At 53.3% G+C, this 18396-nt stretch carries 17 protein-coding genes, 1 pseudogene and 1 riboswitch; of the genes and pseudogenes, 11 read left to right on the top strand and 7 right to left on the bottom strand.

Annotation, left to right across the window (positions count from 1 at the left end; all coding sequences use genetic code 11):
- The first annotated feature begins 5 nt into the window (after positions 1–5).
- Positions 6–947, top strand: a complete 942-nt coding sequence (locus PCH01S_RS04445; protein WP_042227114.1) for a TIGR03943 family putative permease subunit — start codon at positions 6–8, stop codon at positions 945–947.
- A 178-nt stretch (positions 948–1125) separates the two neighbouring features.
- On the opposite strand, the gene PCH01S_RS04440 is transcribed toward PCH01S_RS04445, so the two are convergent.
- The 3 genes from PCH01S_RS04440 to PCH01S_RS04435 form a co-directional block, all read right to left on the bottom strand.
- Complete coding sequence (locus PCH01S_RS04440) at positions 1126–2205, bottom strand: CobW family GTP-binding protein (protein ID WP_042227113.1); 1080 nt, start codon at positions 2203–2205, stop codon at positions 1126–1128.
- A 279-nt stretch (positions 2206–2484) separates the two neighbouring features.
- Complete coding sequence (locus tag PCH01S_RS30775; RefSeq protein ID WP_164977143.1) at positions 2485–2622, bottom strand: hypothetical protein; 138 nt, start codon at positions 2620–2622, stop codon at positions 2485–2487.
- Positions 2623–2806: 184 nt separating this feature from the next.
- Entirely contained in the window at positions 2807–3871 is a 1065-nt protein-coding gene (locus tag PCH01S_RS04435; RefSeq protein WP_042227112.1) for a lytic polysaccharide monooxygenase, read from the bottom strand.
- A gap of 473 nt (positions 3872–4344) precedes the next feature.
- On the opposite strand from PCH01S_RS04435, the gene PCH01S_RS04430 reads away from it, so the two are divergent.
- The 3 genes from PCH01S_RS04430 to PCH01S_RS04420 all read left to right on the top strand — a co-directional run bounded on the left by PCH01S_RS04430 (position 4345) and on the right by PCH01S_RS04420 (position 7268).
- Positions 4345–5541: an MFS transporter gene (locus PCH01S_RS04430; protein ID WP_042227111.1), complete on the top strand. Its 1197-nt coding sequence runs from the start codon at positions 4345–4347 to the stop codon at positions 5539–5541.
- An 87-nt stretch (positions 5542–5628) separates the two neighbouring features.
- Positions 5629–5708, top strand: a riboswitch (ZMP/ZTP riboswitch).
- Positions 5709–5793: 85 nt separating this feature from the next.
- Complete coding sequence (locus tag PCH01S_RS04425) at positions 5794–6651, top strand: bifunctional 5,10-methylenetetrahydrofolate dehydrogenase/5,10-methenyltetrahydrofolate cyclohydrolase (protein ID WP_042227110.1); 858 nt, start codon at positions 5794–5796, stop codon at positions 6649–6651.
- Complete coding sequence (locus PCH01S_RS04420; protein ID WP_042227109.1) at positions 6648–7268, top strand: cyclodeaminase/cyclohydrolase family protein; 621 nt, start codon at positions 6648–6650, stop codon at positions 7266–7268. Before PCH01S_RS04425 ends, PCH01S_RS04420 begins: the two co-directional genes overlap by 4 nt.
- 143 nt (positions 7269–7411) lie before the next feature.
- Here the strand turns inward: PCH01S_RS04420 and PCH01S_RS04415 are convergent, their stop codons facing one another.
- The gene (locus PCH01S_RS04415; protein WP_042227108.1) at positions 7412–7906 is read right to left on the bottom strand and encodes a DinB family protein; all 495 of its coding nucleotides are present in this window, start codon (positions 7904–7906) and stop codon (positions 7412–7414) included.
- Between the two features lie 198 nt (positions 7907–8104).
- On the opposite strand from PCH01S_RS04415, the gene PCH01S_RS04410 reads away from it, so the two are divergent.
- The 6 genes and pseudogenes from PCH01S_RS04410 (at position 8105) to PCH01S_RS04385 (ending at position 13531) form a co-directional block, all read left to right on the top strand.
- Positions 8105–8656: a CGNR zinc finger domain-containing protein gene (locus PCH01S_RS04410; protein ID WP_042227107.1), complete on the top strand. Its 552-nt coding sequence runs from the start codon at positions 8105–8107 to the stop codon at positions 8654–8656.
- 123 nt (positions 8657–8779) lie between these two features.
- Complete coding sequence (locus PCH01S_RS04405) at positions 8780–10012, top strand: aminopeptidase (RefSeq protein WP_042227106.1); 1233 nt, start codon at positions 8780–8782, stop codon at positions 10010–10012.
- A gap of 319 nt (positions 10013–10331) precedes the next feature.
- Positions 10332–10967 carry a bis(5'-nucleosyl)-tetraphosphatase (symmetrical) YqeK gene (yqeK, locus tag PCH01S_RS04400; protein ID WP_042227105.1) on the top strand — a complete coding sequence of 212 codons (636 nt, stop codon included), beginning with the start codon at positions 10332–10334 and terminating at the stop codon, positions 10965–10967.
- Complete coding sequence (locus PCH01S_RS04395) at positions 10955–11311, top strand: DUF3139 domain-containing protein (protein WP_042227104.1); 357 nt, start codon at positions 10955–10957, stop codon at positions 11309–11311. The genes yqeK and PCH01S_RS04395 overlap by 13 nt, the downstream gene beginning before the upstream one ends.
- Before the next feature lie 231 nt (positions 11312–11542).
- Positions 11543–11927: pseudogene (locus tag PCH01S_RS04390) on the top strand (YkvA family protein).
- Between the two features lie 374 nt (positions 11928–12301).
- Positions 12302–13531, top strand: a complete 1230-nt coding sequence (locus PCH01S_RS04385; protein ID WP_042227464.1) for an MFS transporter — start codon at positions 12302–12304, stop codon at positions 13529–13531.
- Between the two features lie 138 nt (positions 13532–13669).
- Here PCH01S_RS04385 and dhaS read toward each other — a convergent pair whose 3' ends face one another.
- The gene (dhaS, locus tag PCH01S_RS04380) at positions 13670–14260 is read right to left on the bottom strand and encodes a dihydroxyacetone kinase transcriptional activator DhaS (protein WP_042227103.1); all 591 of its coding nucleotides are present in this window, start codon (positions 14258–14260) and stop codon (positions 13670–13672) included.
- 332 nt (positions 14261–14592) lie between these two features.
- Here dhaS and PCH01S_RS04375 point away from each other — a divergent pair, with 332 nt between their 5' ends.
- Positions 14593–17799, top strand: a complete 3207-nt coding sequence (locus PCH01S_RS04375; RefSeq protein WP_042227102.1) for a bifunctional cytochrome P450/NADPH--P450 reductase — start codon at positions 14593–14595, stop codon at positions 17797–17799.
- 175 nt (positions 17800–17974) lie between these two features.
- Here the strand turns inward: PCH01S_RS04375 and PCH01S_RS30770 are convergent, their stop codons facing one another.
- A complete protein-coding gene (locus PCH01S_RS30770) occupies positions 17975–18148 on the bottom strand; it encodes a hypothetical protein (RefSeq protein ID WP_164977142.1) in 174 nt (57 codons plus the stop codon).
- Between the two features lie 33 nt (positions 18149–18181).
- Positions 18182–18343, bottom strand: a complete 162-nt coding sequence (locus tag PCH01S_RS30765; RefSeq protein WP_164977141.1) for a hypothetical protein — start codon at positions 18341–18343, stop codon at positions 18182–18184.
- Between the last annotated feature and the right edge of the window lie 53 nt (positions 18344–18396).

Here is an 18396-nt window from a genome sequence, read left to right as displayed (position 1 = left end):
ACCGGGTGGAAGACAGGCGCGTTTACGCCTTCCATTCTTTTATGAGGGCGGCGATTCTATGCGGGTTTTCGTTCTATATCGTTTATCTGGTCAAAACGGGCGGCATGTCGCATTATTTGGCGCCCCACCTGGTACCGTACGTCAAAGCTTCGGCGATCGCCCTGTTCGTACTGGCCGTGATCCAGGTTTATCTGGCTCTGCAGCCCGCTGCAGGCAATGAATCCGACTGCGGATGCGAGCCCGGTGTAAGGAAATCGAAGCTTTCGCACGGTGCGGCTTATTCCTTGTTCCTTTTACCGCTGCTGCTGGGCTTTCTGCTGCCCGACCGGGTAACGGGGAGCGATATCGTTCAAGTCAAAGGGATACAACTGAATGCCTCCAACCTCCAGACGCAGAGGAATGCAGGTACCCGGGACGATTCGCCCGAGAAGCAGCAATCTTCAGAGGAGGAAGCGAGCCGGGGCAAGGAAGATACAGAAGAAGCCAGGCTCAAGGAGATGTTCAAAGGCAGCCGGTTTACGGAAGATTACGCGAAGCTGGCCATGCGGCTTTACCAAAATAAAACCATTCTTATCGGGGAGAAGGGTTTTATGGAAAGGCTGACGGCCGTGGATCTGTTCGCCGGGAATTTTGCGGGGAAACAGATGGAAATCAGCGGCTTCGTTTACCGGGAGGACGACATGCCCAAAAACCAGTTCGTCGTCGCAAGACTGACGATGCAGTGCTGCTCTGCCGATGCGTCTCCGTACGGCGTTATCGTTGAAGCTCCGGGTGCGGATTCGTATCTCAAGGATACATGGGTGACGGTGAAAGGCACGATCCGCAAGTCCGTGTACGAAGGTAAAGATGTGATGAAGCTGGAGGGGGCCGTTATCCAGACAATCAAGGAGCCTTCGTCCCCTTACGTATATCCGTATGCCGGTGATTTTGCCGATCTCGGAAAATAAAGGCTGCGGCCACAACAAAACCGCTTTCCGACGGAAAGCGGTTTTGTTTGCGGTGCAAGAGCCGGATGTAGCAGGCACTTAATCGTAGATACCATCAACAGAACAGGGAGGAGGGAGCAAAAAACTCGTACGGGTTATGCCGTATTGAAGGCATCTCCGATCCATTCCGTGCCTGAAGCTACTTCCGGCGGCGGCCGGATTCGGGTTCAAGGGACTGCGGCTGCGGTGTATCCTGAAGACGTTGCCATTCCTCGCTCAGCCGGTCCGTATCCAGGTCGATTCCGATAAACACGAGATACGGTTCTCCCTGATAAAAGGAAGGCTCCCAATAACTCCGCTTTCCTGCGTACTGAAGCAAATGCATGTGACTGGATTCCGCGAACGTCACATAACCTTTGGCGCGGATCAGACCGTCCTTCCACCGCTGGAGGAAGGCGTCCACATCCGCTTTGGTCAGCCCCGCAGCCTGATTCCACGGGAGAGTGACGGTGCGGACGCGGGAGTGGGAAGGCGCGGTTTCCGCTGGTTCCGGCGAATCTGCGGGATGCATGCCGCGTCCGGTTCCGGCTGTGCTGGGCTCCTTCGGATGAGTCGTGATCTTCGTCATCCGGATCGGCCGGACCGTCAGGGGGCCCTTCTGTACGGGCTGGACTCCCTCCAGGATCGGCTTAAGCTCGACGCGGCAATGGGTCGTATAGACGAGCATGGCGTGCCCGTTCAGCTTGCGTATGGCCTTCTCGATCTGGTGCAGCCGAATGCGGTGCACATAATCCGTTTTATTAACCAGAATAAGGTCGGCGACTTCTACCTGCCTCCTAAGTGTCCGTACGAGCTGTTTGTCCGATGCAAACAGACTGTTGTAATCCATGAAGTTTTCGGCATCGAGCACGGTGATGACCTGTTTAAGGGCAACACGGCCCAGCAGACCGGGTTCCGTAAGCACATCGGCAATTTCTTCCGGGTTGGCCACACCGGTCAGCTCAATGAACAAAATATCCGGTTTGCGGACAAGCAGAGCCTGCAAGCTGCCGGTAAGCTCGCTTTTCTTGCTGCAGCAGACACAGCCGTCCAGCAGTTTTTCAATCGAAGCGGAGCTGTGCCCTTCAAGAATCAAGCCGTCGACATCCGCTTTGCCCAGTTCGTTCATCAATATCCCGGGGCGCAGACCAAGCTTCTTCGATTCTTCGAGCATACGGAGCAGAAGGGTCGTTTTACCGCTGCCCAAAAAACCGCTAAGGACGAATACAGGTATTGTCACGGTTTAAGTTCCTTTCTTGAGTAAAGATATGTTCTCACTATATGCTTGTCAGGAAACGGCCATGCCAGAAAAACCGTAATCGTTACGTTTAAATTTATTTTACAGGAACTTTGACTCTCCGGCAAACCGGATAGCTCAATCGAGGAGGGAGATAAGGATTGTAAACAGGCCCTCCTTATCTTGTGTAATCCAGGAATTATTTCCCGGATTATATAAAGCAGCAAAAAACTCCTCCATACCCATTACAAGGGTTCGGAGGAGTTTTTAATTTCCTATGGATTATTGCAGGGTCTGTTGAGTTTTGGCGGAACCCGTAAAGCTCTGGAATTGATCCTTCAATTTCTGGCGGGCGTCTTTATTGCGGAGTAAGTAAGCAGCTCCTAGACCAATTGCAGTAAACATCATTTTTTTACCCATTTTCGTTTACCTCCTCAAACGTAAGGTTGCTTGCTCTACAGAAAATTACCCGTTCAGCCCGATGCTAAACATTTTTTCGCGCAATACACTAAAAAGAGAGCGGTGCTGTGAGACAGAGTCCTCATGTCCAAATAAAAAAGACCATCCGAAGACGAGCTTCGGATGGTCCTGCTTGTTAAGTGAATTAAACGGTTTTCCAAACGTCGGCTTTCCCAGGAGTTTCGCCTTGAGTCCACCATTTGGCTTCGTATACGACACCGTTGTAAGTAACGCGGTTGCCTCCTGTGTAAACGGAGGATGCGCTCCAAGCAGGTGCAGTCGTGCCGCCATCACCGCCGGCAGCTGTTTTAGCCGTTACAGCGGAGCTTGCAGCGGAAGTGTTGCCTGCTGCGTCTTTCGCTTTAACTGTGAACGTGTAGCTAGTGTCAGCCGCCAGGCCTGTTACCGTGAAGCTGGTTGTCGTGGAAGTTCCTACAAGAGTGGAACCTTGGTATACATCGTAACCCGTTACGCCGACATTGTCGGAAGAAGCGCTCCAGTTCAGAGTTACGGAGTTAGCTGTTACGCCGGAAGCAGTCACGCCAGCAGGAACAGTAGGAGCTTGATTGTCTGTAGGTGTACCAGTTCCGCCACCGTTTACGTTAACGTCGATTACGTTGTAGAAAGCGTTAGGCGTATCGGCGATTTCCCAAACAGCCAGGATTACGTTGTAACCGCTGCGGGCAGGAACGTCACAAGTGTGGGAAGTGGAAGGGTTCGGTTTTTTACCGCCGTCGTTGAAGGAGCAGAACAGTTCGAAATCCGAACGTTTCAGAGCTGCGTTAGGATTCCAGCCAGTTTTCGTGATGTAGTATTTCCATTCTCTCGTTGCGTGTGCGGCAGTCAGCTTCCAAGTGAACGTGTTGCTTCCGCTGTTGATGTTCACTTTGGACCAGCGGTCTGCAGTTTGAGCGTTCAGTTCAGGGAAAGCGGCGCCAGCGCCGGCGATTTGACCGTCAGCAGGACCACCTGCAGGGTAGCTGCCAGGTGCTTCAAGGCTTTGCGGCTCGTACACGATGGCTCCGCAGTTTTTGTTAATGCCTTGATTACAGAGGGCTGCGCGGCTTGCCGGACCTGTGATGTAACCATGAGCGGAAGCGCTTTCAGCGAAAACGAGCGAGCAGATGGCACCGATTACGAGCGCAGCAAATGCTACGAGAAAAGGAGAAACTTTGAAAAGAGAGCGGTTCCATGAAATGGATTGGGACATTAGTTTAATACCTCCGATTTAATTGAATTGGAATACAGGGAATTTAGAACTATACTGCTGCGAATCGTAAAAAATCATAATGACACAAACCAGAGTGATTCTGGTGGATAGGTCAGGATTCGGCATCGTAAGCAGTGAATGGCTATCTACCGAGAGCAGCAAATGAGCTTTAATTCCTGCCTGTCAAAAAGTTTAGCATCTACCTCCTGTCAATTTATGTCTAAATGAATCAATTCACCTCCTCATATCCATATTATAGTATAAGGTAGAAGCAATGGAAGTAGGTCTTTAGAACTATTTATAGACATAAAATGGTTTAAATAGTAAAACATCTCCTCCACAATATCCCGAAAATTTGGATATTTTTTTGCGAAAATCATAAATTGGAAAATAAGTTAGAATTAAAAGGGAAATTGTCGAAAGAAACGAATTAGAAGTATACGAATGCGGAAGAGGAAGGGAGTGAGCCGGTTATGAGTGTTGCGGCAGACATTAAATTGTTTATTTCCGTAAAAAAAGCATGGGTTTTGGTCCTGGCGATGATTTTGTACGGAATCGGCGTCGGGATTTTGGCGCCCATGAACGCCATTTACTTAAAAGAAGGGATCGGACTCGGGAAAGGCGAGATCGCGTCGATTTTTGCCCTATCACTTGTGCTCAATATGATTTTCACGATTAGCGTGGGCATTCTGAGCGATAAAATTCCGCGGAAGAAAATCATCCCCATGGCGGCTGCTGTGGTGTGTGCGGCCGGGCTGCTGATCTATATGAGAGCCGACGGGTACGTGTCCGCGCTGGTGGGCATGTCAATCGCATCGGCCCCGTCCGGAATGATTATGGGTCAGATGTTCGCCATGGCGCGGAACCATTTCTCGAAGCTTGCGCCCGACATCGTGGAGATTTCGCAGCTCTGGCTGCGCGCGTCTTTCAGCGTCGGTTTTTTTACGGGACTGCTGCTGGGAGCGAACATTTACTTATGGTTCACCTTTTACGGAGTACTCTGGGGCAATCTTGGGGGATACACGGCGCTCTTCGTCCTTCTCCTGTTTTACCGGGAAACGGTGGAAGCGCCTTCCAAAGCGGTCGTTAAGAAGAGCGGCGAGCCTTTCTCGCTGGCTATGCTGGCCGCGCTCCTTATGCTGTCGTGCGCCGATGCGATTCGGGGACTGTATCTCCCCCTTGTCGTGAACGAGAAGTTCGGCAATCCGGAGCTGATGTCTTACATATGGAGCGCGCAGGCGGTGTTCGAACTGTTGTTTATGACGGTTGCGGGCTATTGGGCGCTGAAATACGGGTTCAAGCCGGTCATTTTATTCGCAGGCCTGTTCGCCCTGATCGTCTATCTGGTGTACGCCAATGTCGATTATTTGCCGTTCTTTTTCGCTATGCAGCCGCTGTATTCGTTTTACGTGGCCGTGCTGCTTGGGGTGGCAATGGGCTACGTCCAGCGGATGTTTTTGCATAAAACCGGGTTCGGAGCCAGCCTGTATGTCGTGATTTCCCAATTGGCTTCCCTGGTCGGCTATTTCCTGCCGCTTCTTATAGAAGGCATCACGCCGTCTATCTTTTACATCCCCGCTGCGCTCATTGTCGTCTCCATGCTGCTTATCACGAGAACGATGGTGAAAGAACGCGGTAGCAGAAAACCGGGAAATGTTCAAACTTTATAAATGAGGCGGTATACCGAACGGTCTTGAAAAAAAATGCTTCTCCGGCACTTTACCGCAGAACGCCCGCTGTGCTAAACTGAGGCCACTGGAAGAGTGTGTGACTGGCGGAACGTGGGGAACCACGGGGGAGCACACGGGAAATATAGCCGTACGCCTGGGCGAAAGTATTTGCAGATAACGGGAAACCGCGGTCTGCGGATACTTTTTTTGTTTTCTTTTTGCGGGAAACCAATAAATCGGGGGGCGGAACACATGGGAATGTCAATGAAAACGGCAGATATTGCCGGTCGGTTAAGAGACTCGATCCGAATAGAAACGGACGCGTGGAAAAAGCGGGGGATAGAGCCTTCCCTGGCGGTTGTGCTCATAAAAGGGGACCCGGCTTCCGAATATTACGCCAGAGCCAAGGAAAAGACGGCTCATAAACTCGGCATCCGCTACCGTCTGACGGAATTCGAACCGGGCATTACGCAGTCGGAATTGCTCGGACATCTCGGAGAGCTGAACGAGGACAAAAGCGTGCACGGAATCATGCTGGAGCTTCCGCTGCCCCGGCATTTGAACCCGTCCGAAGCCTCCGGGCTTATCCGTCCCGACAAAGATGTGGACGGGATTACGCCCGGCAGCAAACTTGCCTGTTTCCTCGGCACAAGAGGGTTGTACCCGGCAACGCCCCAGTCTTGTATCCGCATCTTAAAGGAATTCGGATTCGAGCTGAAAGGGCGGCATGTGGTGCTCGTCGGACGGGGCGAAACCGTCGGCAGGCCGTTGATGCCTATGCTGCTGCGGGAGCATGCGACCCTAACGGTATGCCATTCGCACACGGAGAATCTCGCGCGTCATATTGCCGGTGCGGACATCCTCATTACAGCGGCCGGAAGGGCGGGGATGATTACCGCGGACATGGTGCACCCGGATCTGGTTATTGTCGATGCGGGCATCAACGAAACGGACACGGGATTAACGGGGGATGTGAGTCCGGATGCTCTGCAGCGGGTAAAGGCGATGACGCCGGTGCCGGGAGGCGTGGGGACGTTAACGACGCTGATCTTGTTTGAAAATTTGTTAAAAGCGGTCGGAATGCAGATCGGGGAGGGAGGGCTTAAATGAGGGTGTACGATCAGTCCATTCGCGAATTTCTGTTCGAGGCTTCTTCGGAGTCACCGGTGCCCGGAGGAGGAAGTATTGCGGCTCTGGCAGCAGCCCTCGGGGCATCCATGGGCTCGATGACGGCCCAGTTGACGACGGGGGCCAAGTTCCATGATAAAGAGGCCGCGATGCTTGAGAATGCGGATCTTTTTCGGCAGGCCATCGTGGAGTTCGAATCCTTACAGGAAAAAGATATGGCTTCATTCAACGGGTTCATGAAGGCGCTGAAGCTGCCGGCTTCTACTCCCGCCGAGAAAGAAGCCCGGAGTCTCGCCATCCGGGAAGCCTCCGCTTATGCGGCGGCTGTGCCGCTGGAACTGATGGAGGCGTGCCTCGCGGTCATGCGGCGGTTGGCGGAACTCGCCCCGGCAGTCAACAAGAATGTGGTCTCCGATCTGGGAATTGCCGTCCTGATGCTGGAAGCCGCGGTACAATCCGCCTGGATCACGGTGGAAATCAACTTAAATACCATGTCAGGTGACAGCCGGAACGTGTATAGGGACAAAGGAACGCTTCTGCTGAGAGAATCGGAAGAAATAAAGCGGGATGCTTTGGCACAAGTAAGAGAGCGGATTTGAGAAGCATCGCGTGATAGAAATGATCTCCAATCGGGGTCGGCAAGATGTACCGTTCCGGTCATGATAAAAAAAGCCGTCTGAACTTCTTCTGTATAGGAAGAGGTTCAGACGGCTTTTTTTGCCGGTTAAACGGGCCCGTGCCTTTATTCGTAGTGGCGAGTCGCCGGCCAGGAACCTTGCAGCTTACGGATCAGCACGATCTCGCCGGTATGAAAAGCATCGTGCTGGATGATGCTGCTGATGCGGAAACCGATCGGGGAATCGCGATATACAGCGTCCATGTCCGAATCGGATTTGGTGCCCAGAAGGCTTCCGATGCGGGTATGAACGGCGTCGAGCTCCCCGAGTGTCCGCTGCCAAGCTTCTTCGGAACCGTGCGTATCGGGCGTTTTGAACGTGACGTCGTTGTTTTGAGCCCAGTTGTCCGGTTCTTCGCCCTGCAGATGCTCCAGCAGCCGCTGCTTGTAGTAGACCAGATGGTTGACTGTCTCCCAGATGGTATTGCCCGCTTCACCCGGCGGCCGCCAGGAAGCCTGCTCCGCGCTTATCCCGCTGACGGCATCCTTCAGAGGGGCATACCAGTCTTCCGTACCGTAAGCGTGTTCCCAGCCGCGTTTAAGAAGATCCAATCCGTTCATTCGATTTCCTCCTAAATTAAGAATGGTGTAAAATTAGAAAGACGATGTCATGATGAGTGGATAGGTTGTGCGATAAGCCTGCCCGATGTGCGGACAATTCGCACAGATTTATTGTAACCATCTAAATCGTTTATGGTAGTTACATCTTAAATTTTAGCATGAATTGGAAAAGGACTCAATCTTTATCCGGAGGTTGCTTTGGAAAATTTGGCTTTAGAGTTTATGAACAGCCAGTGGTACGACTGGCGGGGAACGGGGCGGAGCGAGGACAGGCTGGACCGGCCGGGCTGGCTGGAAGCTTTTCTCGAGAAGTGGGAGCTGCAGGCCCAGATTCCTCCACAGCCCCGCGAACGCACCGCCCTCGGGGAGCTCCGGAAGGCCATGCGCGCGATCACGGAATGCGCAAGCTCCGGCAGGGAGCCTGATCATGGAGACATCGCCAGGCTGAACGAAGCGATGGCCGAAGTACCTTCCCGTCCGGTGCTGACGAGGGAAGAAGGGGGCTGGCGGCTGGAGAGCACGACGGGCGATAGGGGCTGGACCGCGGTCATGGGCCGGGTGGCCGTCGCATATGCGCGGCTGCTGGCGGAAGAAGACGTGCGGCGGCTCAAAATCTGCGCCAATGAAGACTGCCGTTGGATTTTCTTCGACGAGAGCAGAAGCCGGACGGCCCGGTGGTGTGACGATAAGATGTGCGGCAACCTGATGAAAGTCAGGCGCTTCCGGAAACGCCGGAAAGAAAACGATTGATCCGGCGTCGGAGCATTTTGCGGCTGTGCCACAAGGAATACGGCTTCGAAAGTCGAACAAGTTAAGAGGAACCTACATAACGAGCAGTCCGAGCATTGAATTTATCAACAAAGGAGAATGAATATGGCGAATCAATTCGAAAAAAACCTGGAGAAATACGCCGAGTTAGCGGTGAAAGTCGGTTTGAACATACAGCCCGGTCAGTCCTTATGGGTGAATGCTTCCATTCAGCAGGCCCCTTTAACCCGTTTTATCGCGCAAAAGGCTTACGAGGCGGGAGCGAAATCGGTGCACATCGAATGGATGGACGATGTTATTACGAAGCTGAGATACACGCTTGCTCCCGACGATTCGTTCGATACCTATCCGGCATGGAGAGCGCAGGCGGTGGAAGAGCTGGCCGAAACGGGCGGCGCCTATCTGCTTATTGATTCGGGCAACCCGGAACTTCTTCAAGGAGTGAAGCCTGAACGTATCTCGGCTTATTCCAAGGCTGCGGGAAAAGCGCTTGCCAAATGGAGAGAATACATGACCTCTCACAAGTTGACGTGGTCGATTCTCGCAGCTCCGTCCACAGGGTGGGCCAGTAAAGTATTCCCGGATCTGCCGGAAGATGAAGCCGTGGCCGCCCTGTGGGAGCAGATTTTCAAAGCTACCCGCGTGGATCAGGACAATCCCGTTCAGGTCTGGGAGCGGCACAATGCGACGCTCCGTACTAAAGTGGAGGAGCTGAACGCCAAACAGTACCGGAAGCTTCACTACCGGGCGCCGGGCACGGAGCTGAGCATAACGCTGCCGGAGCGGCACATCTGGTCCGGCGGCTCGACGGCGAACGAGAAGGGGGATGCGTACAATCCGAACGTTCCGACGGAGGAAGTGTTCGTTTCGCCGCTTAAGGACGGCACGAACGGAGTTGTACGCAGTACGAAGCCGCTGAGCTATCAGGGGAATCTGATCGAGAATTTCACGCTTACGTTTGAAAACGGCCGTGTCGTGGATTTTCAGGCGGAGAAAGGCTATGAAGCGTTAAAAGGACTTCTCGAACTGGACGAAGGAGCCCGCCATCTGGGCGAGGTTGCGCTTGTGCCTCATGAATCTCCTATTTCCGCGAGCAACATCATCTTCTTTAACACGCTGTTCGATGAGAACGCGTCAAATCACCTTGCTCTGGGGAAAGCCTTCGGCTTCAGCATCCCGGAGGGAACGAAAATGTCGGTGGAGGAACTGACGAAAGCGGGCCTCAACGACAGTATTACCCACGTGGACTTCATGATCGGCTCGGCGGAAATGGACATTGACGGCGAGCTGGCCGACGGGACGATCGAACCGATTTTCCGCAAAGGGAATTGGGCTTAATTCCCCGTAAAACGCTGCATACTCTGCCTGCATAGGCAGGGTAATGAGCGCGATAAGGATACCGAAGGTCAGCCGGATTGCCGGCTGGCTTTTTCTTTGCGTGCTTCCGAGTTCTTTTCCTTATGTGCAACGCGGCCCTCTACTAAAAAAGCTACGACCGCCTCTCCAATAGCGGCTGCAGAATACAGCCCGTTGTGCGTTTCTTACGGAAGCGTGCGGCGGACTTTTTTAGTTTTAGGAAAGGTTTATTTGGAATTCCTTGGAATATCCTTTTATACTTACAGAGTGACCCTTATAAAACAGTTGGGAAGTGATGAAAATGAACGTTTACGAGCATCTGGTCCGACCGGAACTGTCAGGCGATTTGAAAAAAGATGTGTATGCTTTTCTCACTGAAAACGGACACCGCGAAACCGCGGAGCATTGCATGAAAGTGGGCGAACAGGCCCGCGAATTGGCCGTCCGCTACGGGGCGGACCCGGAAACAGCGGCGCGGTCGGGCTATTTACATGACATCAGCGCCGTATTTCCCAACGATGCGCGTATTTCCGTGTCGGTTCAGCTTGGGATCGAGGTGCTTCCGGAGGAAGAAAGCTTTCCGATGATCATTCACCAGAAGCTGTCGAAAGCGATAGCACGGGATCTATTCGGAGTGGAGGACCCTGAGATCTTGAGTGCGGTTGAATGCCACACCACGCTCAAAAAGCAGGCATCGCAGATGGATAAGCTGCTTTTTACGGCTGACAAAGTAGCTTGGGATCAGATAGGCACGCCCCCGTATCTTGAAGAGCTGAATAGAGGCCTTGCGCTTTCGATTGACCATGCGGCTTTTGCCTATATCCGCTACTTATGGAGCCGGAAAGACACGCTCAGAGTCGTTCATCCATGGCTCAAAGAGGCGTACGCGGATTTGTCGAGGCACATTGAAAGTGAGTCGCAAACGTGCGGAACATAAGCCGTGGAAAGATTATTGCGCTGTCAATCGTTCTGATCGTTTTACTGGCTCCGTTTGTCTATGTTCAGGGAAATAAAATCGTGTATGCAGAACGGGTAAAGAGCTATCTGATTCATGAAAAAAGCTATAAAGAAGAGGAACTGGCATCGGTCAAAGGGGTTTGGGGGATGAAACTTCCTTCCTTCTATACAGTCGTTGTTTTTAAGGATGAGCCGGGAGTGGATTATGTTTATTTTTCGCATAACGATGTCCTGCAATTCGATCAGCGGATTACTCCGAAAGGAGTTGAGATGGGAACAATGCCTGAAAAGCTGAAACACACAGAAAAGCGAAAGGAAGGGTAGAGGGTCAAAACGTGCGCCCCGCATGCGCCAACTGCTGGCCAAGTCAGTCATCAAGTATCGTACGATCAAATTCGGTTCTGACGGGCCTATTTAAGAAGTTCTCAGTGTCCATGAAACAGCATCTGACTGAAAACCTGCTGCACTAAGAATTCTATCCAACCCTCATGTGGATCGGTTATGATTTAGTCATGACTTTCATTCACGTCGGGGGGAAGTATGGGACAGGAAAAAATGATCGATAGAGTAAAAGCTAAGGCGAGAGAGATCAAGCGCAATATATTCGTTCTGTATCTTGCGTACAAACATCCTCGGGTACCTTGGTATGCGAAGCTGATTGCGCTCTGCGTGGCAGCCTACGCCTTCAGCCCAATAGACCTTATCCCTGACTTTATACCGATTTCTTGGGTATCTTGATGACCTGATAATCGTCCCGTTAGGTATTACACTTGCTCTGAAGCTAATTCCGCAAGAAGTAATACAGGATTGTAGGGAAAAAGCAGAAGAGATCCGGAAGAAAGGTAAACCCAAGAATTGGGTGACTGGGGCATTGTTCATTATGATATGGATATTGCTTGCAATCTGGATCGGTTCTATCGGTTATAGATTTTTCAAATAGAACCCCATCTAATAGGGAGAGGTAACGGTGTGGTTTGTTAGGTCAGTCTGGTGACTCGTTTCAAAGGACAGTTTGGGAGTGACTCTGGGATATAAAAATCCTAGCTCCGTCGATGGAAAGCCGAGTGTGTCGAAAGGTGCCCGATCGGTTTGGGGTGGGGGAAAAGCTGGAGATCAAATCAAAAGCTTACCTATCATCATCGAAACGAACGGATCTGATTTTTTGTAGACGAAACAAATAATTGTTGACCAATAACCAAACGTTATTATATTATGTTTGAGTAATGAATAAACAAATCGAGATATCGTTTGTTAAAGAGGTTTCCTTTGAGGATGAAAAACTCGGCGGGAAATCACAGGAAGGGGCTCGTAGTCGTGTTTAAAAATGCTTTTGTCAGAACGATTATTTTATCCAACGTTCTGCTGCAGCTTGGCGTCTGGGTAAGAAACTTTGCCATTCTGCTGTATGTGACGGATATAACGAACAACAATCCCAAGTCTGTGTCGTTAATCTCAGTCGCTGAATTTGCTCCGATTTTTCTTTTCGCGATTATCGGCGGAACGTTCGCGGATCGGTGGAAACCGAAGCGGACGATGATCGTTTGCGAGCTTCTCTCGGCGTTGTCCGTATTCGCCGTCCTGCTCGTCGTGATGTACGGTTCGTGGCAGGCGCTGTTTTTCGCGACGCTGGTGTCGGCGATCTTGTCGCAATTCTCCCAGCCGTCCGCGTTAAAACTTTTCAAACAGCATGTGCCGGAAGAACAGCTGCAAGGCGTGATGGCGATGTTCCAGACGTTGATGGCCATCTTTATGGTATTCGGCCCGATTCTCGGAACATACGTTTACCAACATTACGGTCTGGAAATCTCGATAGCGGTCATGGGGGTATGTTTCATCGCTTCCGCCGCCGTTCTTACATCGCTTCCTGCCGATAAGGAGAATCCGTCCAAAGCCGAAAGCAACTTCAAGCAGGAATTGAAGGACGGACTCCGCTACGTCTGGAACAGCCGCGCGCTGAAGACGCTTGGGGGAACGTTCGCCGTTTCGGGCTTGGCGGTAGGGATTATCCAGCCTTTGGCGCTGTTTATCGCCATCGAAAACCTCGGGCAGGATAAACTGTTTCTGCAGTGGCTTCTGGCGGCGAACGGAACGGCTATGCTGGTAGGCGGCGGTTTCGTTATGGCTCTTTCGAAAAAAATGCGGCCGCAATCGCTGCTTGCGGCCGGGCTTATCGCCAGCACCGTCGGAACGATAGGAATCGGCTTATCCACGAGCGTTCCGCTTACGATCGGCTTCGAGGTGCTGACGGGACTGTTTTATCCTTGTATTATGATCGGAATCAACACCATGATGATGAAAAATACGGAAGCGGCTTTTATCGGCCGTGTCGGCGGCGTGCTTACGCCCATGTTAATGGGATTCATGGTAATCGGCATGTCGGCCGCGGGCGTTATGAAGGCGGCATTCTCGCTCCAAGCGGTCTATGCCGGAAGCGGAATCCTTTTCTTCCTCGGCGCGCTGCTGCTGCTTCCGTTGATGCTGCGGCATCCGGAGTCTCCCCTTGAGAGCCAAGGTGCAGCAGCGGTGGCGGACAGCTCCGACTAACTTAGGGCGGTCAAGGTTTCCCCGCAGCAGCCTTAGCGCACCCAACCTCCCGATGCTCGGCATAATCGTCACATGATGCCGGTTAACATCACAAAAAAACGCCACCCTGCAGAGAGAAGGGGTGGCGTTTTTTTGGCGTTAAGGCGCGGCTTCAACCGGCTGCGTCTGCATTCCGGTGTGACGGCTGAGCGCGCGGGTCAGCGTACCGTCTACCAGATCGCTGATCCGTTTCATCATCGTCTCGGGGAGTTCCTTCATGCCCGTCTTGACCCATTTGACGACGATGCCTACGAACGCGAAGGTGTAAAATTCCGCAATAAAACATTTATCCGCATCCGATACGTCAAGGCCGCCGGAAGCATCGTCCACTACACGTTTGATCATATCCTGGGTAGCCTCGAACAAATAGCCGTCAAACGCGTTTTGCCCCGGAGTATTGAGCGCATTGACATAGAATAAGCGATTTTTCATCAAATAGTGCAGGATTTGTACGGCCATGTCGCTCCAATGCCCGTAATCTCGGTAATCGGCGATGCTTTCAACCGCTTCCGAATAGTAAATCCAGTGAACCAGGTCGTATTTGTCTTTAAAATGATAATAAAAGGTCTGTCTGTTCAGTCCGCTGCCGGAGGAAATATCCTGGACACTGATTTTCGCCAGAGGTTTCGTTTCCATCTGCTTTTTAAGCGATGCGGCCAGCGCTTTTTTGGTCGTTTGCGAATCGGTCATGATGTCACCTCGATATGGTTCTTCACACTCCACTTTCCAGTATAAAGGAATTGTGATCTTTTTAAAAATAGAGGAACGGTTAAGTACAGTTCGTTAACGGAAAAATCGGATGCGAATAAATAGACAATCCCGGTAAAGTGTTTAGTTTTGGACAATTCACTGGAATTGTCTATTTTGCGGGAGCGGTTTTTGGCGTTACACTGGAAATAATTACATAAGGCATCCATGTAAGTGGTAATTTTTCGCTGGTAGCCGCCAGAGCGCGAGTAAAAAATGGATAGCCGTTCCTTTCTTTTCAAATAGTAGAGAGGATGTGTAAGTACCAGTATGGCATGAACAAGGAGGGCGAGAGTGTCTTGGCTAAATCAGAACCTTTAATTCCGCAGCCCAAAACTTACGGGCCGCTTGGCAATCTTCCGTTAATTGATAAAGAAAGCCCGCTGCAATCCATGATGAAACTGGCGGATGAGCTGGGTCCCATCTTCAAGCTGGAGATGCCGGGCAGAACGCAGCTGCTGATATCCAGCCACGAGCTGGTCGCGGACGCGTGCGACGAATCCCGTTTCGATAAGAAAATCGGAGCCGCTCTTTCGAATGTGCGCGCCTTTGGGGGAGACGGGCTGTTTACCGCCCACACGGATGAACCGAACTGGCAGAAGGCTCATCATATTCTGCTGCCGACGTTCAGCCAGCGCGCCATGAAGGGGTACCACGACATGATGGTGGACATTGCGGTCCAGCTCATCCAGAAGTGGTCCCGGCTAAACGCGGACGAAATCATCGATGTGCCGGAGGATATGACGCGCCTGACACTGGATACGATCGGATTATGCGGGTTCAACTACCGGTTTAACAGCTTTTACCGGGAGCAGCCGCATCCTTTTATTACAAGCATGGTAAGAGCGCTTCACGAAGCGATGAATCAGACCCAGCGTCTCGGACTCCAGGATAAGCTGATGGTCATTACGAAGAGACAATTCAACCATGACATCCAGGCCATGTTCGCCTTGGTGGACAAGCTGATTGCGGAACGCAGGGCCCAAGGCACGGAAGGAATCGACGACCTGCTGTCCCACATGCTGAACGGCAAAGACCCGGAAACGGGCGAGTCTCTGGACGACGAGAATATTCGTTATCAGATCATTACGTTCCTGATCGCGGGCCACGAGACCACAAGCGGACTTCTCTCGTTCGCCCTATATTTTCTCCTTAAAAATCCCGACAAGCTCCGGAAGGCGTACGAAGAAGTGGACCGCGTACTGACCGGTCCCGTGCCGACTTACGCACAAGTCCGCGAGCTTAACTACATCCGGATGATCCTGAACGAAGCGCTGCGGCTGTGGCCGACGGCTCCCGCTTTCGTGTTGTACGCGAAAGAAGACACTCTGCTGGCCGACAAATATCCGCTGCAAAAAGGGGACAGTCTGACGGTGCTCATTCCGAAGCTTCACCGGGACAAGTCCGTATGGGGGGATGACGTGGAATCGTTCATTCCCGAGCGGTTCGAAGACCCGGGGAAAATTCCTTACGATGCGTACAAGCCGTTTGGCAACGGCCAGCGCGCCTGCATCGGACAGCAGTTTGCCATGCAGGAGGCTACACTTGTGCTCGGAATGGTTTTGAAGCATTTTAACATTCGGCAGCATACGGATTACGTCTTGAAGGTGAAAGAAACGCTGACGATGAAGCCCGAAGGCTTCACGATGAAAGTGGAACCGCGCCATCAGGGAGCTGCCGTCACCATTCCGGGTGCCGCGGTATCCGCGGCGGAGGACAAGCAGGTCAAAGAACAAGCCGCGCCGCTCAGCGTGAATGCCCATAATACGCCGCTGCTTGTGCTGTACGGCTCGAACCTCGGTACAGCCGAAGGCATTGCGCGTGAGCTTGCCGATGCGGCGAAATACCAGGGCTTCCGCCCGGAGATCGCATCCATGAACGATTACGCGGGCAAGCTGCCGAAGGAAGGCGCCGTGTTCATTGTGTCCGCCTCCTACAACGGCAAGCCGCCGAGCAACGCCAAAGACTTCATGGATTGGCTCGAAAGCGCGGAGCCGAGCGAAATCGCCGGCGTGCGGTTCGCCGTGTTCGGATGCGGCGATCATAACTGGGCGAGCACGTACCAGGACGTTCCGCGCCGGGCCGACGAGCTGCTCGCTTCCAAGGGAGCGGTGCGTCTGGCCGGACGAGGAGAAGGCGACGCAAGCGGCGATTTCGAGAAGCAGCTGGAAGACTGGCGCGAAGCGCTGTGGCCGGACGTCATGAAGGCGCTGGGGCTGGAGCTCGCCGAGATTTCGGAGAAGGAGAAAAGCTCGCTCAGCCTGCAGTTTGTGAGCGGCTTCGCCGGTACGCCGCTGGCGGAATCCTACGACGCCGTACACGCGCTCATCGCCGGCAACACGGAGCTTCAGCACGAAGGAAGCGGGCGCAGCACCCGCCGGATCGAGGTGAAGCTGCCCGAAGGCGTGACCTACCGGGTCGGCGATCACCTGGGCGTCCTGCCGCGCAACTCGCGCGAAAGCGTGGCGCGCGTTCTTCGCCGGTTCGGGCTGCAGGGCAGCGATCACCTCATCCTGAGCGGAAGCGGACGGAGCGCCGCCCATCTGCCGCTGGACCGCCCGGTGAGCCTGGACGATCTGCTGGGCCACAGCGTGGACCTGCAGGAGGCGGCGACCCGGGCCCAGCTGCGGGAGCTGGCGGGCTGCACGGCTTGTCCGCCTCACAAGCGCGAGCTGGAAGCGCTGCTGGAGGAAGACGCGTACCGCGAGCAGGTGTGGACGAAGCGCGTGTCCATGCTCGATCTGCTGGAGAAGTACGAAGCGTGCGAGCTGGGGTTCGAGCGCTTCCTGGAGCTGCTGCCGCCGCTGAAGCCGCGGTACTACTCGATCTCCAGCGCCCCGCAGGCGCAGCCGGAAGAGGCGAGCATCACGGTCGGGGTCGTGAAGGGCCCCGCGTGGAGCGGTCGCGGCGAGTACCGGGGCGTGGCGTCGAACTACCTGGCGGAGCGGCGGGAGGGCGATGCGATCGTCATGTTCGTCCGGACGCCGGAATCGGGCTTCGGGCTGCCGGACGATCCGAAGACGCCGGTCATCATGGTCGGCCCGGGCACGGGCGTGGCGCCGTTCCGCGGCTTCCTGCAAGCGCGAAGCGCGATGCGGCGGGAAGGAACGGAGCTGGGGGAGGCGCATCTGTACTTCGGCTGCCGGTGCGAGAGCGACTACATTTACCGCGAGGAGCTGGAAGGCTATGAGCGGGAAGGCATCGTCAGGCTGCACACCGCGTATTCGCGGGAGGAAGGAACGCCGAAGACGTACGTGCAGCACCTGATGAAAGAGAATGCGGCGGAGCTGATCGCCCTGCTCGAACAAGGCGGGCGGCTGTATGTATGCGGAGACGGAAGCCGGATGGCGCCGGACGTGGAAGAGCAGCTGCGGCAAGCTTACGCGAATATCCGTCAGGTAAGCGTGGATGAAGCCCGGAAGTGGCTGGACGACTTGCAGACGGACGGGCGTTACGCCAAAGACGTCTGGGCGGGAATTTAGCGGTTATCGTTGGAACTGAATTGAACGGGATCGCCCGAGATAAACAATTACAGAAAGCCTCCGTAAGCGGGCAAATCGCTTGCGGAGGCTTTTTGACTGCCGTTTTTGCAAGCGTGAAGGGTAGGAGCGAAAGAGCGGACGCACGGAGCGCCGCCCTCTCGTGGGTCCTGATTCCTTATTTGGCTGCTACGTCGGTTCTTACTACCCCCACATCCGAAGCGTTGATGGCGAAAGCGTTGCCGCCTTGTCCCGTACGAGCCTTGGCCGCTTGCTTAACATTGACCGTGTTTCGAGTCGTTTTTACTTTCGTGTGTTTCACATGTTTGCGATTCTTCCGGTGTTTAGACATGCTTTTCACCTCCTTTCCAAGCGGTTTGTCCCGTTAACGTTTTTTGTCTTTTTTAAACACTTTCACATTGGCTGCGTTGCTTGCCAGTGCATTTCCGTTGCGTGTTTTGGCGACTGCGGTCTGGAAGATCTTGATGACAAGAAACGTGTTTTTGCCCACTTTATAGGTATAGGATTTGGTTTTCGTATGAACCACAGGATGCGGCCTCCTTATCCGGTAAGTTATCCCTAGCATATGAAGAATGGGAG

This window comes from Paenibacillus chitinolyticus NBRC 15660 (assembly GCF_000739915.1).
Taxonomy (GTDB): Bacteria; Bacillota; Bacilli; order Paenibacillales; family NBRC-103111; genus Paenibacillus_F; species Paenibacillus_F chitinolyticus.
The sequence above is the reverse complement of the archived record's forward strand: the minus strand, read 5'-3'. Positions and strand labels throughout refer to the sequence as shown.